Source organism: Agromyces flavus (assembly GCF_900104685.1).
Taxonomy (GTDB): Bacteria; Actinomycetota; Actinomycetes; order Actinomycetales; family Microbacteriaceae; genus Agromyces; species Agromyces flavus.
Genome location: NZ_LT629755.1, coordinates 3,353,929 through 3,367,489 on the forward strand (window position 1 = coordinate 3,353,929; position 13,561 = coordinate 3,367,489).

Genomic DNA, 13,561 nt, shown 5'->3' on the forward strand with positions numbered 1-13,561 from the left:
CGATCGGCGGCACTCCATGCACATCGAACGGAGACAGGATGAGGAACACCAAGGTGATCGGCGCGGCGTCAGCCGTCGCCCTCGCCATCGGACTGGTGGGGACGGCGGTCGCAGCACCGGCCGTCGCCGTCGGACCGGAGTCCACGTACCTCGTGCTCGCGCCGCAGGGCGCGACCACGAAGGCCGCCGCCGAGCGCGTCGCCGCCGCCGGCGGCACGGTCGTGGCGGCGTACGACCAGATCGGCGTGCTCGTCGCGCGCTCGACGAACACCGCCTTCGACACCGCCGTCGTCGGCCGTGGCGTCGAGTCGGTCGCCTCGACCGACGGCCTCGGCACCACGCTCATCGACGACGACGAGTCCGTGACCGTCGACTCGGCGACCGTCGAGGCCGCCGGCGACCCCACGGGCGAGCCGCTCTGGAGCCAGCAGTGGGACATGACGCAGATCGACGTTGCCCAGGCGCACGCGGTGACGACGGGTGACTCGTCGGTCGTCGTCGGCGTGCTCGACTCGGGCATCTCCTCGACGCACCCCGACCTCGCCTCGCAGATCGCGTTCGACCAGAGCGCGTCGTGCCTCGGGGGCGTCGTCGACACGAGCGTCGCGGCGTGGAACCCGACGACCTCCGACCACGGCACGCACGTCGCCGGCACGATCGCCGCGGCGATCAACGGCGTCGGCATCGCCGGCGTCGCGCCTGGCGTGAAGGTCGCGTCGGTCAAGGTCGTCAACGATGACGGCTTCATCTACCCCGAGGCCGCGATCTGCGGATACCTCTGGGCCGCCGACCACGGCATGCCGGTGACCAACAACAGCTACTTCATCGACCCGTGGGAGTTCAACTGCATCAACGACCCGCGCCAGCGTCCCGTCTGGCAGGCCGTGCAGCGCGCGCTGAGCTACTCGCAGTCGAAGGGCACGCTCACCGTGGCGTCGGCGGGCAACAGCAACGTCGACCTGCAGCACAAGTTCACCGACTCGAGCAGCCCCAACGACGGCAGCTACCCGGTCGAGGACCGCACCATCACCGGTGCGTGCCGCGACCTGCCGGCTGAGGCGCCGGGCGTCGTGACGGTCTCGGCCGTCGGCCCGACCGAGCAGAAGAGCTACTACTCGTCGTACGGCCAGGGCGTCGTCGACGTCACGGCCCCCGGCGGTGACACGCGCTTCCGCACGGGTGGGGTGTCGTCCACGCTGACCGACGGGATCCTGTCCACCACCTGGAGCCTGGCGAACGGAAACGGGTGGGGCTACAAGCAGGGCACGTCGATGGCCGGCCCGCACGCGGCCGGTGTCGCGGCGCTCGCGATCTCGGCGCACCCCGGCATGAACCCGGGCCAGCTGGCATCGTTCCTCGAGCGCACGGCCACGGCGCTCGACTGCCCCGAGGGTGTGTACGAGCCGCGTCCCGGCTTCCCGGCGACCTGCACGGGCGGTGAGCGCAACTCGTTCTACGGTGCGGGGAACGTGAACGCGTTCAACGTGGTGCAGTAGTCCGCTGATCCGCACGAGGGGTCGGGCCCGCCAGGGTCCGGCCCCTCTCGCGTGCGCGGGGCGACCGATTCAGGAAGTCGGAGGCTCCTCAGGACGCGATCGCCGATCCGATCCTGAGCAGCCTCCGTCGTCCTGAAACGAGACGACGGGCGGATGGCCCGGCGTAGGCTCGCGGCATGGGCGCCGACGCTCCGCACCCTCCCGCCCCGTCGCGGCGGCACGGTTACACGGCCGAACAGGTCCGCGCGGCCGAGGCGCCATTGCTCGCCGCGGGCGAGCCGCTCATGCAGCGGGCCGCGGCCGCGCTCGCCGACGAGATCGCACGGCTCCTCAGTCTGCCGCCGAGCGGTTCCGTTCGACGCGAGTCCGCCCCGATGCCCGGCGACCTTCGCACCGAACGCAAGCCGTCGCGCGCGGGCGGCGTGACTGCTGCCGATGGGACGGATGGCGCGGGCCGCCCGCTCGTCATCGTCCTCGCCGGTTCCGGCGACAACGGCGGCGACGCCCTCTTCGCGGGGGCGCACCTCGCCGAGCGGGGTGCCGACGTGCGGATCGTGGCCGTCGGCAGTCGGCTCCACGACGCCGGTGCGTCCGCGGCCCAACGGGCGGGCGCAACCGACCTCGACTCCGACGACGACCCGGCGGGATTCGCGGCGGCGATCGACGACGCCGACGTGATCGTCGACGGCATCCTCGGCATCGGCGCGGCCGCGAGCCCCGCGCTGCGCGGTCACGCGCGCGAGGTGGTGGGGCGCGTGCTGGAGCGACTCGCGGAACGCGGGCACGCCGAGCGGGCGCCGGGCACGCGGCATCCGCTCGTCGTCGCCGTCGACCTGCCGAGCGGCATCTCACCCGACGACGGAACGGTGCCGGACCCGACTCTCCTGCCCGCCGACGTGACCGTGACGATGGGGGCCGTGAAGGCGGGACTGCTGCTGCCGCCGGCGTCCCGGCTCGCCGGGCGCGTCGTGCTCGTCGACCTCGGCCTGGGCCCGGCGCTCGCCGGGGTCGACCCCGTCGTCACGGTCTGACCCGCGCCCGGGCCGCGGAAAGGCCATGCGATACGGTTGAGTGTGACTCAGGACCAGACCCCCGACGCGGCCGAGGCGGTGCTCGCCGACGAACCCGAGGTCCGGCAGGCGCTCTCGGAGGCCGATCGCGGCCATGTCGCCGGAGTCGTCGCAGAGCACGCGTCATCGCCGCTCGCCTGGGTCGCACTGGCCGACGTCGCCGACTCCGAGAGTCGCGTGCTCGACGCGCTCGCCTACGCCGTCGTGGCCGTCGACCTCGCGCGCGAGCAGCTCGCGGCGTCGGGCTGGTCGCCGGGCGAGCGGGTGCCGTGGGCCGAGGAAGCCAACCGCGCCTACCTCCGCGCCCTCGACGCCGAGCGCCGCGCCGCCGAGCGGCTCGGCCTGCACGACCGCGCCGAGCGTGCGGCCGCCGACCTCGCCGCCGCCGATCCCGAGGCCCCCGCGCGCATCGCCTCCGAGTTCACGCCCACCCAGCTCATCCCCGTCATCACGGAGCCCCTGCCGCCGCACCCCGCGTCGACTGACGCACCCGCCGGCGACCCGTCCGACGAATCCGCCGCGCCGGGTGCGGCACGAGAGGACTGACATGCCCGCGGTCGTGCTGATCGGAGCGCAGTGGGGCGACGAGGGCAAGGGCAAGGCGACCGACCTGCTCTCCTCGCGCCTCGACTACGTCGTGAAGTTCAACGGCGGCAACAACGCGGGGCACACCGTCGTCGTCGGCGACGAGAAGTACGCGCTGCACCTGCTGCCGTCGGGCATCCTCACCCCGGGGGTCACGCCGGTCATCGCGAACGGCGTGGTGGTCGACATCGAGGTGCTGTTCGAGGAGATCGAAGGCCTCGAATCGCGCGGCGTCGACACGTCGAAGCTGCGCATCTCGGCGAACGCGCACGTCATCACGCAGTACCACCGCACGCTCGACAAGGTCACCGAGCGCTTCCTCGGCAAGCGCCAGATCGGCACGACCGGCCGCGGGATCGGCCCGACCTACGCCGACAAGATCAACCGCGTCGGCATTCGCATGCAGGACCTGTTCGACGAGAACATCCTCCGCCAGAAGGTCGAGGGTGCGCTCGACCAGAAGAACCACCTGCTGCTCAAGGTGTACAACCGTCGCGCGATCGGCGTCGACGAGGTCGTCGACGAGCTGCTCTCGTACGTCGATCGGCTCCGCCCCATGGTCACCGACACCTCGCTCCTGCTGCATCGCGCGCTCGAGGCCGGCGAGATCGTGCTGTTCGAGGGGGGCCAGGCGACCATGCTCGACGTCGATCACGGCACCTACCCGTTCGTGACGTCGTCGAACGCGACGTCGGGCGGTGCGGTCACGGGCTCCGGCGTCGCGCCGAACCGCATCGACCGGGTCATCGGCATCGTGAAGGCCTACACGACGCGTGTCGGCTCGGGCCCGTTCCCGACCGAGCTGTTCGACGAGTGGGGCGAGTTCCTCGCCGAGCAGGGCCACGAGTACGGCACCACCACGGGCCGCCGACGCCGAACCGGATGGTACGACGCACCCATCGCGCGATACACCGCGCGCATCAACGGCGTCACCGATTTCGTGCTCACCAAGCTCGACGTGCTCACGGGCGTCGACCGCATTCCCGTCGCGGTCGCCTACGACGTCGACGGCGTGATCATGGAGGAGGTCCCGGTCTCGCAGTCCGACTTCCACCACGCCAAGCCCGTCTACGAGGAGTTCCCCGGCTGGACCGAGGACATCTCGGGCGCACGCTCCTTCGAGGACCTCCCCGCGAACGCGCAGAGCTACGTGCGCGAGCTCGAGGCCATGTCGGGCGCCCGCTTCTCGGCGATCGGCGTCGGCCCCGGCCGCGACGAGATCGTGCAGCTCCACGACCTGCTCGACTGAGCCGGTCGCTTGCTCCGCGCGCGGACGTGGTGGCGGCGTCCAAGAAACCGACGCACGCGTCAGCGGACCTGACGAGGGGCGGACGCCACGCGGCATCCGCCCCTCGTCAGGGCGGTGTCGGCCTACGGCTCGGTGCCGATGGTCTTGTCGATGTTGGCGCGGACCTCGTCGACCTTCGCGTCGTGTTCGTCGGGCGTGACCTTCTTCGCCGCGTCCGCGACGGCGTCGAGCACCTTGTCGCTGATGTCCTCGGCCTGCTCGCTGTTGAGCGCCTCGTTGATCTGGTCCTTGTTCTCCTCGACGAAGTCCTGCGCCTTCTTCGTCAGGTCGTCCAGTGCTCCCATTCCCCGGTCCCTTCCCTGCGACAGTGACGGTTCCGGCTCATCGTATGAGCAGGGGATGTCGCATTGGCCGTTTCCACAGGGAAGGCTCGGGGTGCGACACTCGGAGGATGCCTGCACGCCGCCCGGAGACCGCGCCGCTCGTCGGCCGATTCGTGACCATCGAGCCGATGACCGAGGCGGCGATCCCCGAGCTCGAGCGCGCCATCCGCCGGCCCGAGGTCTTCGCGGGCGGCTACGGCGGCGGGCCCTCGGGCCTGCCGGCCGACGCCGACCGATTCGCGGAGTTCGCCCGCGGCTCGTACACGCCGGCCGAGGACGGGCTGCCGTTCGCCGTGCGACTGCGCGGCGGGCCGGATGACGGGACCATCGTCGGTGCGACCAAGCTCGGCGACCTGGATCTCGTGAACGAGTCCGCTCACCTCGGGTGGACCGCCTACGACCCGCGCGTGTGGGGAACGGCCGTGAACCCCGAGACGAAGCTGCTCGTGCTCGGACTCGCGTTCGACCACGGATTCGGTCGCGTGAAGCTGCAGGCCGACGCGGTGAACGCCCGCTCGCGCGCCGCGATCGAGCGACTCGGCGCGCGTTTCGAGGGCGTCCTGCGTCGCGTCCAGCGCCGTCCTGACGGGTCATGGCGCGACACCGCCGTGTACTCGATCCTCGCCGACGAATGGGCCGCCGTGCGGGCCGGCCTCGAGGCGCGGCTCGCGGAACGCGGCGACCACCCCGTCGAGCTCGCCGCACGAGCCGCCGCCGAGTAGCGGCATCCGCGTCGCCCTGTGAGCGCACGAGTCAGGCTCCGTCGCGCTCCGGCAGGTGCAGGCGGGCGAGGAAGGCGTCGACCCCGCGGGGCATGCGGCGCCGGTCGGCGCGCGAGACCGACACGGTCACGAGCACGGCGATCGGCACCGTCCACGCGGCGGGCTGTTCGACGAGCGGGCGGATGGCGGGAACCGACGCCGCCACGAGCGCGCCGCCGAGGATCGCGCCCGCCGAGAGTAGCGCGCCCGTCGCCATGCCCGCGATCGCGCCGCGCGCCGTGAGGCCGCGCCACCAGATGCCGAGGATCAGCACCGGGCAGAGCGTCGAGGCGGTGAATGCGAACACGAGTCCGACGCTGCCCGCGAGGCCGGCCGGCTCGGTCGCGAGCGCGACGACGAGCGGCACCGCCGCCGAGGCGAACGCCGCGATGCGGAAGCCGCGCACGCTGCCGCCGAGCAGGTCCTGCGAGATGACGCCCGCGACCGAGACGATGAGGCCCGACGACGTCGAGAGGAACGCCGCGAACGCCCCGCCGATCACGAGCGCGGTCAGCAGCTGCCCCGCGACGCCGGGCACGAGCCGGTCGGGGAGCACGAGCACGAGGGCGTCCGCCTCGCCGGGCACCGCGAGATCCGGCGCGAACGAGCGCCCCAGCAGGCCGAACAGCGTGGGGAAGAGGTAGAACGCCGAGAGCAGCGCGAGCACGATGACGGTCGTGCGGCGCGCAGCCGGGCCATCCGGGTTGGTGTAGAACCGCACGAGCACGTGCGGCAGGCCGAGCGTGCCGAGCAGGAGGGCCACCATGAGCGAGACCGTGCGGTAGACGTCGAGCCCGCCCGGTCCGGCGTCGGCGGGGAAGGCGGCGGATGGCGCGAGCGCGGGTTCGACCGCACCCGTCACGATGAGCAGCGCGACGACCGGCACCGCGAGCGCCGCGAGCTTGAGCCAGAACTGGAACGCCTGCACGAACGTGATCGACCGCATGCCGCCCGCCGCGACGACGACCGCGACGAGCAGCGCCACCGCGAGCGACCCCACCCAGCTCGGCAGCCCGGTCGTGATCCGCACGGTGAGTGCCGCGCCCTGCAGCTGCGGCACGATGTAGAGCCATCCGATCACCACGACCAGCACGCTCGTGACCCGCCGGACGGCGGCCGACTCGAGCCGCGCCTCGGTGAAGTCCGGGATCGTGTACGCGCCCGAGCGTCGCAGGGGCGCCGCGACGAACAGCAGCAGCATGAGGTAGCCGGCCGTGTAGCCGATCGGGAACCACAGGGCCGACGCGCCCGTCAGGAGGATGAGGCCGGCGATGCCCATGAACGATGCGGCCGAGAGGTACTCGCCGCCGATGGCCGACGCGTTCCACCAGGGCCGCACCGTGCGGCTGGCGACGTAGAAGTCGCTCGTCGTGCGCGAGATCCGCAGGCCGTAGACGCCGATGAGCACGGATGCCACGGCCACCGTCGCGATCGCCGCGTAGCCGATCGCGGGGTTCACGCGTCCTCCGCGAGCGAGCGGTAGCGCGCCTCGTTGCGCGTGGCGGCGCGCACGTACAGCGCCGCGACGGTGATGGCGAGCGGGTACACGCCCACGCCGAGCAGCAGCCACGACACGGGGACGCCGAGCAGGGCCACCTCACCGAGCCCGGGCAGGAGCGCGACGCCGACCGCGAACGCGGCCGTCGCGACCACGAACGCGGCCGCGCACACGAGCGCGAGCCGCAGCTGCGAACGGATGAGCGACCGCACGTACACGGCCTGCACGTCGCTCGAGGGGCCCGGCCCGACGGCCGTTCGGCGGCGCGCGGTCGAGCGACGAGCGGATGCCGCGACCGCGCCGGTGCGCGGGGCGGTGACCCGCACGCGCTGCGGCGGGCCCGCTGCCGGCTCGGGCCTCCGCTCGGGCTCGCTCACGAGCGGGCCCGCGGGGTCGCCTGCTCGAGCCGATCGCGCAGCGCCGGCAGCAGCCGGCGGCTCACGGGCAGCTCGGCCTGGCCGACGACGAGCGTGGGCCGGTCGGCGCCGAGGCGCACCCGTGTCACGTGCGGCAGCGCGACGAGGTACGAGCGGTGCACGCGCACGAACCCCGCATCGGCCCACTGGCGCTCGAGGTCGGACATCGGCACGCGCACGAGGTAGCTCGCCTCGTCGGTGTGCAGGCGCGCGTAGTCGCCCTGCGCCTGCACGTACCGGACGTCGTCGCGGCGGATCATGCGGGTGGTCCCGCCGAGTGTCACGGCGATCATCTCGGGGCGGGACGTCGCGGCATCCGTCGCCCCCGGCTGGGCCTGCCGGATCGCCTCGCAGACGCGCGTGACCGAGCGCTGCAGCCGCTCGGTGCGCACGGGCTTCAGCAGGTAGTCGACCGCGGCGAGGTCGAACGCCTCGAGCGCGCCCTCCTCGTCGGCGGTGACGAACACGAACGCGGGTCGATGCTCGAAGCGCTGCAGCGCGCGGGCCAGGTCGAACCCCGACAAGCCGGGCATGTGGATGTCGAGGAACGCCGCGTCGACGGGCTCGCGCGTGAGGATGCGGATCGCCTCCGAGCCGGAGGTCGCGCGATGGATGGTGCCGATCCGCGGGTCCTGGCCGAGCAGGAACGCGAGCTCGTCCACCGCGGGCTGCTCGTCGTCGGCGATGAGGACCGAGATCACGGCACCAGTCTCCCATCCGCCTCGCCACGGGCACCGAGGTCGACGGATGCCGCGCTCCGGCCGGGCTGGGACTTCGGCACGCGCATCCGCACCAGCGTGCCGGCCCCGACGTTCGTCTCGACGACGAGTCCGTGCTCGTCGCCGTACACCTGCCGGAGTCGCGCGTCGACGTTGCGGAGGCCCACGTGCTCGCCCGGCGTGCCGCCGGCGAGCACCTCGGCCGCGACCGCGGGGTCGATGCCGACGCCGTCGTCCTCGACCGTGATCTCGGCGTCGGCACCGCGGTCCTCGGCCGTGATGGTGATGCGGCCGCCGCCTTCCTTGGCCTCGAGCCCGTGGCGCACGGCGTTCTCGACGAGCGGCTGGATCGACAGGAACGGGATCACCGTCGACAGCACCTCGGGCGCGATCTGGAGCGTGACCTTCAGCCGGTCGCCGAACCGCGCGCGCTCGAGCTTGAGGTAGGAGTCGATCGAACGCAGCTCCTCGGCCACCGTCGTGAAGTCGCCGTGCCGGCGGAACGAGTACCGCGTGAAGTCGGCGAACTCGAGCACGAGCTCGCGCGCCTTCGCCGGGTCGGTGTTGATGAACGACGCGATGGCATTGAGCGAGTTGTAGATGAAGTGGGGGCTGATCTGCGCCCGCAGCGCGCGAACCTCGAGCTCGGCGAGCGCGGCGCGGGACGCGTCGAGCTCGCCGAGTTCGACCTGCGCCGCGACCCACTCCGCGACCTCGCCCGTGGCGCGGACCAGCCCCGCGCGCACCCGAGGCGCGAAGGCCACGACGGCCCCCACGACCTCGTCGCCGGCGCGGATCGGCGCGGCCACGGCATCCGTCTCGCCCCACGGCGCGGGCACGCGCCGCTCGACCTGCGCGCGGCCCGACGCGACCGCCTCGTCGGCGAGCCGCTCGGCCGCGGAGACCAGCGTCTCGTCGCCGTCGACCGCCACGGGTCCGCCCGCCATCACGAGGGCGAGCGTGTCGGCGCCGAGCATCGCCCTCAGCTGCTTCGCGGCGCGCGCGGCATCCGTCTCGGTCATGTCGCCGCTCAGGTGCTTCGCCGCGCGCGAGGCCAGGTGCAGGGTCTGGTAGGTGGCCTGTTCGGCATCCGTGCCGAGCTCGCGCGACTGCACCACGAGCCGGCGCAGCAGCACGACGAGACCCACCGCGAGCGCGCCCGCCACGACGCCGGCAGCGGCGGCGAGCAGCGTCGACTCGGGCATGCACCGACTCTAGATGCCTCGCGCGCGAGCGGCGCCGTCGTTCGTCGTCGCGCTCCGCCGTTCGTCGCACCGCTCGCGCCGCTCGGCGACGACGAACGGTCGAGGCCCCCGTCGCGACATCCGGGCCCGCAGCATGGACGCATTGCGACCGCAGCGGCGCGGGACCAGCCCGGCCGCGACCCCTCGAAGGAGAGACGCCATGGGCAACGACGCCCTGAGCGGCGAAGTCGACCTGAGCCACGTCGACTATCCCGCAGTGCAGCAATCGCCAGAATTCCAGAAGCTCCGAAGGACGCACCGGAGCTTCGTCTTCCCCGTGCTCGCCGTCTGCCTGGCGTGGTACTTCGTGTACGTGCTGCTGGCCAGCTACGCGCACGACTTCATGTCGACGCGCGTGTTCGGCAGCATCAACGTCGCCATGCTCCTCGGCCTCGCGCAGGTCGTCACGACGTTCGCCGTGACCATGTGGTACGTACGGTTCGCCGGCAAGCACTTCGACCCGCAGGCCGAGCGGATCCGCGACGAGATCGAGACCGGCGTCTTCGCCGAGCGCTCGGCGGCCGCGGCGTCCGGTGAGGGGGTGACCCGCTGATGGTCCACCTCGAAGCCGCCACGACCTCGCCGGGCGAGCCCTGGCTCAACATCGCCATCTTCGGCGCCTTCGTCGCCATCACGATGGTCATCGTGTTCCGCGCCAGCCGGAACAACAAGACCGCCGCCGACTACTACGCCGCAGGCCGCTCGTTCACGGGCAGCCAGAACGGCTCGGCGATCGCTGGCGACTACCTCTCGGCGGCGTCGTTCCTCGGCATCGTCGGCGCGATCGCGATGACGGGCTACGACGGGTTCCTCTACTCCATCGGCTTCCTCGTGGCGTGGCTCGTGGCCCTGCTGCTCGTGGCCGAGCTGCTGCGCAACACCGGCAAGTACACGATGGCCGACGTGCTGTCGTTCCGGCTCAAGCAGCGCCCGGTGCGCATCGCCGCCGCGACGACCACGCTCGTCGTCTGCTTCTTCTACCTGCTCGCGCAGATGGCTGGTGCCGGCGGGCTCGTGTCGCTGCTGCTGGGCATCCGCGACCAGGTCGGCCAGGCCGTCGTCATCACGGTCGTCGGCGCGCTCATGATCCTCTACGTGCTCGTCGGCGGCATGAAGGGCACGACCTGGGTGCAGATCATCAAGGCCGTCCTGCTCATCGCGGGCGCCGGCGTCATGACCGTCTGGGTGCTCGCGCTCAACGGCTTCGACTTCTCGGCGCTGCTCGACCGCGCGGTCGAGGTCGCGGGCAACCCGGCGATCCTCGAGCCGGGCCTGAAGTACGGCGTGTCGGATGTCTCGAAGATCGACTTCATCTCGCTCGGCCTCGCCCTCGTGCTCGGCACCGCCGCGCTCCCGCACGTACTCATGCGGTTCTACACGGTGCCCACGGCCAAGGAGGCGCGCAAGTCGGTCGTCTGGGCGATCTGGCTCATCGGCATCTTCTACGTGTTCACGCTCGTGCTCGGCTACGGCGCGGCGGCCCTCGTGGGTCCCGAGGTCATCGCGGCGGCGCCCGGCGGCCCGAACTCGGCGGCTCCGCTGCTCGCGTTCGCGCTCGGCGGACCGCTGCTGCTCGGCGTCATCTCGGCGGTCGCGTTCGCGACGATCCTCGCGGTCGTCGCGGGCCTCACGATCACCGCGGCCGCCTCGTTCGCGCACGACATCTACGCGTCGGTCGTGAAGAAGGGCAAGCCCGAGCCGGGCGCCGAGGTGAAGGTCGCGCGCCGCACGGTGGTCATCATCGGCATCGTCGCGATCCTCGGCGGCATCGGCGCCAACGGCCAGAACATCGCGTTCCTGGTGGCGCTGGCGTTCGCCGTGGCCGCGTCCGCGAACCTGCCGACCATCGTGTACTCGCTGTTCTGGAAGGGCTTCACCACGCGCGGCGCCCTCTGGAGCATGTACGGCGGCCTGATCTCGGCGATCGTGCTCATCGCGTTCTCGCCGGTCGTGTCGGGCTCCGAGACGTCGATGCTCAAGACCGCGGACATCAACTTCGCGATCTTCCCGCTGTCGAACCCGGGCATCATCTCGATCCCGCTCGCCTTCCTGCTCGGCTGGATCGTGAGCGTGCTCGACAAGCGCCGTGAAGACCCGGTCAAGCAGGCCGAGATGGAGGTGCGCTCGCTCACGGGCGTCGGCGCCGAGAAGGCGGTGCACCACTAGGGGCTCCGGCGGCCGCCCCGTCTCGGGAAGCGAGGCGGTCGCCGGGAACGACTGCGACGGGGTGGGAACGCCTGCCCTGACCTCGTCGCCGGCACGACGGGGGCGGATGTCTCGGACTTCGGGTCCGAGCCATCCGCCCCCGTTGCGCTGCGCGGGCGGACCGGCGCGGAGGTCGTGCGGTGCGCGACACGTCCACGCAAAGGTAGCGCGACGCCATCTCTCGCTCGCTGTAGCGCGGGTGATCGAGTGTCGTGTAAGCCCTTCAGTGGGCAGCTGAATCGACGTAGATCTCACCCAGGGCCTTGGTGCGGAAGATCGAGCGAACGACGAAGGTAGCCGTGCGCAAGCCGTCGCCGCTCGTGTTCGGTGCCCGGCCTCCGGCGACGCGTGCCTCGCGAATTTGAAGAACTGCTCCTACTTGGGCGACGGGAGCTTTACCCAGGCCTCGCCCTGGCTGATGCGGAGAGTGACCAGCGCAGCACCGCCCAGCGCATCGAGCATTGGAGCGTACTTGGCTGCCCGCGCCGCCGAGAGATAGCCCACCTGCGAGCCGTTGAGGTGAACGGCGATTGCGTTGCGGTCGTGCCGGTTTGCAGGCTCCCGTCGAAGCTCCCCGGGCACCTCGGCGGTCTTCATCCGCGTGAACGGGTTGCCAAAGTACTCGTCGCCAACAACGATCACATGCGAAGAACCCTCTCGGATCCTTGGGAGTGATGGAGCCCGCTTCTTGAAGAACATCGCTCCATCTTGGCGCACGCGCTGACGAGCCGCTCATGACGACCCGGGCAGCACGCTCACGCTCGGCAGTGCCCTCATAGGAGGGGGTACTGACGGTACGGCTACGCGCCGATCAGCTCACGCCCCTCGAAGTATCTCGCATGAGTCTTCTGGACGGTGTCAAGCGAGTCGCTGTTCAGGGAGGCAATTTCCCAGTCAGGATCGACGCGCTCGGCCTCCAGCTCAAGACGCCGCTTCAAGGCATCCTGATGGCCATCCTCGCCGGGGAACTCAGTGACCCGCCAATCGCCGTTGCGCCGGTTGTACTCAACCAGAAAACCAGGCATCAGTCGTCCCTTCCTGCGGCTCGGACGCTCTCGAAGAACCGGCTCAGGGTCTGCAGGTCCTTCTGCATTCGCGCTTCATTGCTACGGTACCGGGTCTTTAGGGTTGCAAGCCTAGCCCCAGTCGGGGTGGGGTGACCTCGTTGGTCCTTCACAACAACCCCAGCCTCTTCTAGCTGAAGGCTCAGCAGCTCGAACTCATTCCGATCTCGCTCCATCTGGGCAATCCGCAATGTCGATAGCTCCCGTAGTGCGGTTACCATCTGGGCTGCCTCTTGGTCGTCAGGCAGCCACTCATACCGGATGTCCCGCCCATAGAGGTCTGCCGCCGATTCGTACATGTTCGCCCAGTGCCCCTGCAGGTGCGTTCGGACCTGGACCTCGACTCGCCCCTCAAGGCGCAACCAGATGTGCACAGCCCGGTAGCCGCTGTGCGGCTCGTCACGCATGTCTCGAACGCAGGCGTCGAGGTCGTGCGCGAATCTCCCAGCAATCGCGTTCACAACGGCGTCCTGCTCATCGAGGGACATCTCTGCTTCGAACCGAACCCCAGCGATGTCCTGGACACCCGACATCGGACGGTCGTGGTCTCGAATCAACTTCTGGCGAAGGGTATCGATCGTCTTTGGCCTTGAGGTGACCTCAGGTACCCGCTCCTGAAGAAGCGGTTCCCAGTCGAGCGCCCGAATCTCTCGTTGGACCTCCGCGGCGAGATCGTTGTACCAGAGCATCACCTCGCCGTAGGTCGGCAAGCCGTCGTTGGGCGTGGACCCATCGCGAATGGCTTCACCAACTCGTCGGAGCTGCTTCTGGCTCCAGGGGCAGCTCTGCACGCAAGAAACCTACCGACCCCTCTCGCGGACACCCACACGGCACGCGGGATTTCGACGGCGGCGCAGCCTCACAGTCATCG

The 13,561-nt window shown here is 71.0% G+C and carries 15 protein-coding genes; 7 read left to right on the forward strand and 8 right to left on the reverse strand.

Annotated features, from left to right (window positions below; translation table 11 throughout):
- Window positions 1-38: 38 nt before the first annotated feature.
- From BLT99_RS15870 to BLT99_RS15885, 4 genes are all read left to right on the forward strand, one after another.
- Complete coding sequence (locus BLT99_RS15870; RefSeq protein WP_092674627.1) at window positions 39-1,496, forward strand: S8 family peptidase; 1,458 nt, start codon at window positions 39-41, stop codon at window positions 1,494-1,496.
- A gap of 176 nt (window positions 1,497-1,672) precedes the next feature.
- Entirely contained in the window at window positions 1,673-2,527 is an 855-nt protein-coding gene (locus BLT99_RS15875) for an NAD(P)H-hydrate epimerase (protein ID WP_092674630.1), read from the forward strand.
- A gap of 42 nt (window positions 2,528-2,569) precedes the next feature.
- Entirely contained in the window at window positions 2,570-3,112 is a 543-nt protein-coding gene (locus BLT99_RS15880) for a DUF3151 family protein (protein ID WP_092674633.1), read from the forward strand.
- A 1-nt stretch (window position 3,113) separates the two neighbouring features.
- The gene (locus BLT99_RS15885; RefSeq protein WP_092674635.1) at window positions 3,114-4,400 is read left to right on the forward strand and encodes an adenylosuccinate synthase; all 1,287 of its coding nucleotides are present in this window, start codon (window positions 3,114-3,116) and stop codon (window positions 4,398-4,400) included.
- Between the two features lie 122 nt (window positions 4,401-4,522).
- Here the strand turns inward: BLT99_RS15885 and BLT99_RS15890 are convergent, their stop codons facing one another.
- Window positions 4,523-4,744: a DUF1129 domain-containing protein gene (locus BLT99_RS15890; protein WP_092674638.1), complete on the reverse strand. Its 222-nt coding sequence runs from the start codon at window positions 4,742-4,744 to the stop codon at window positions 4,523-4,525.
- A 107-nt stretch (window positions 4,745-4,851) separates the two neighbouring features.
- Between BLT99_RS15890 and BLT99_RS15895 the strand changes: the two genes are divergently transcribed.
- Complete coding sequence (locus tag BLT99_RS15895) at window positions 4,852-5,505, forward strand: GNAT family N-acetyltransferase (protein ID WP_092674641.1); 654 nt, start codon at window positions 4,852-4,854, stop codon at window positions 5,503-5,505.
- Window positions 5,506-5,536: 31 nt separating this feature from the next.
- Here BLT99_RS15895 and BLT99_RS15900 read toward each other — a convergent pair whose 3' ends face one another.
- The 4 genes from BLT99_RS15900 to BLT99_RS15915 are packed head-to-tail and all read right to left on the reverse strand — an operon-like array spanning window position 5,537 to window position 9,382.
- Window positions 5,537-7,003 carry a sodium/solute symporter gene (locus tag BLT99_RS15900; protein ID WP_092674644.1) on the reverse strand — a complete coding sequence of 489 codons (1,467 nt, stop codon included), beginning with the start codon at window positions 7,001-7,003 and terminating at the stop codon, window positions 5,537-5,539.
- Window positions 7,000-7,419: a hypothetical protein gene (locus tag BLT99_RS15905; protein ID WP_092674647.1), complete on the reverse strand. Its 420-nt coding sequence runs from the start codon at window positions 7,417-7,419 to the stop codon at window positions 7,000-7,002. The genes BLT99_RS15900 and BLT99_RS15905 overlap by 4 nt, the downstream gene beginning before the upstream one ends.
- A complete protein-coding gene (locus tag BLT99_RS15910; RefSeq protein WP_092674650.1) occupies window positions 7,416-8,159 on the reverse strand; it encodes a LytR/AlgR family response regulator transcription factor in 744 nt (247 codons plus the stop codon). Before BLT99_RS15910 ends, BLT99_RS15905 begins: the two co-directional genes overlap by 4 nt.
- Window positions 8,156-9,382 (reverse strand): sensor histidine kinase, encoded by a 1,227-nt coding sequence (locus tag BLT99_RS15915; RefSeq protein ID WP_092674653.1) that lies wholly within the window; start codon window positions 9,380-9,382, stop codon window positions 8,156-8,158. The genes BLT99_RS15910 and BLT99_RS15915 overlap by 4 nt, the downstream gene beginning before the upstream one ends.
- Window positions 9,383-9,581: 199 nt before the next feature.
- Between BLT99_RS15915 and BLT99_RS15920 the strand changes: the two genes are divergently transcribed.
- Together BLT99_RS15920 and BLT99_RS15925 are read left to right on the forward strand one after the other, a co-directional pair.
- A complete protein-coding gene (locus BLT99_RS15920; protein WP_092674656.1) occupies window positions 9,582-9,974 on the forward strand; it encodes a DUF485 domain-containing protein in 393 nt (130 codons plus the stop codon).
- Window positions 9,974-11,587, forward strand: a complete 1,614-nt coding sequence (locus BLT99_RS15925; RefSeq protein WP_092674659.1) for a solute symporter family protein — start codon at window positions 9,974-9,976, stop codon at window positions 11,585-11,587. The genes BLT99_RS15920 and BLT99_RS15925 overlap by 1 nt, the downstream gene beginning before the upstream one ends.
- A gap of 414 nt (window positions 11,588-12,001) precedes the next feature.
- Here BLT99_RS15925 and BLT99_RS15930 read toward each other — a convergent pair whose 3' ends face one another.
- The 3 genes from BLT99_RS15930 to BLT99_RS15940 all read right to left on the reverse strand — a co-directional run bounded on the left by BLT99_RS15930 (window position 12,002) and on the right by BLT99_RS15940 (window position 13,379).
- On the reverse strand, window positions 12,002-12,325 hold the full coding sequence (locus BLT99_RS15930) for an HIRAN domain-containing protein (protein ID WP_092674661.1): 324 nt from the start codon (window positions 12,323-12,325) through the stop codon (window positions 12,002-12,004).
- Window positions 12,326-12,426: 101 nt separating this feature from the next.
- Window positions 12,427-12,651, reverse strand: coding sequence for a hypothetical protein (locus tag BLT99_RS15935; protein ID WP_092674664.1), 225 nt, complete (start codon window positions 12,649-12,651; stop codon window positions 12,427-12,429).
- The gene (locus BLT99_RS15940) at window positions 12,651-13,379 is read right to left on the reverse strand and encodes a hypothetical protein (RefSeq protein ID WP_133988523.1); all 729 of its coding nucleotides are present in this window, start codon (window positions 13,377-13,379) and stop codon (window positions 12,651-12,653) included. Before BLT99_RS15940 ends, BLT99_RS15935 begins: the two co-directional genes overlap by 1 nt.
- Between the last annotated feature and the right edge of the window lie 182 nt (window positions 13,380-13,561).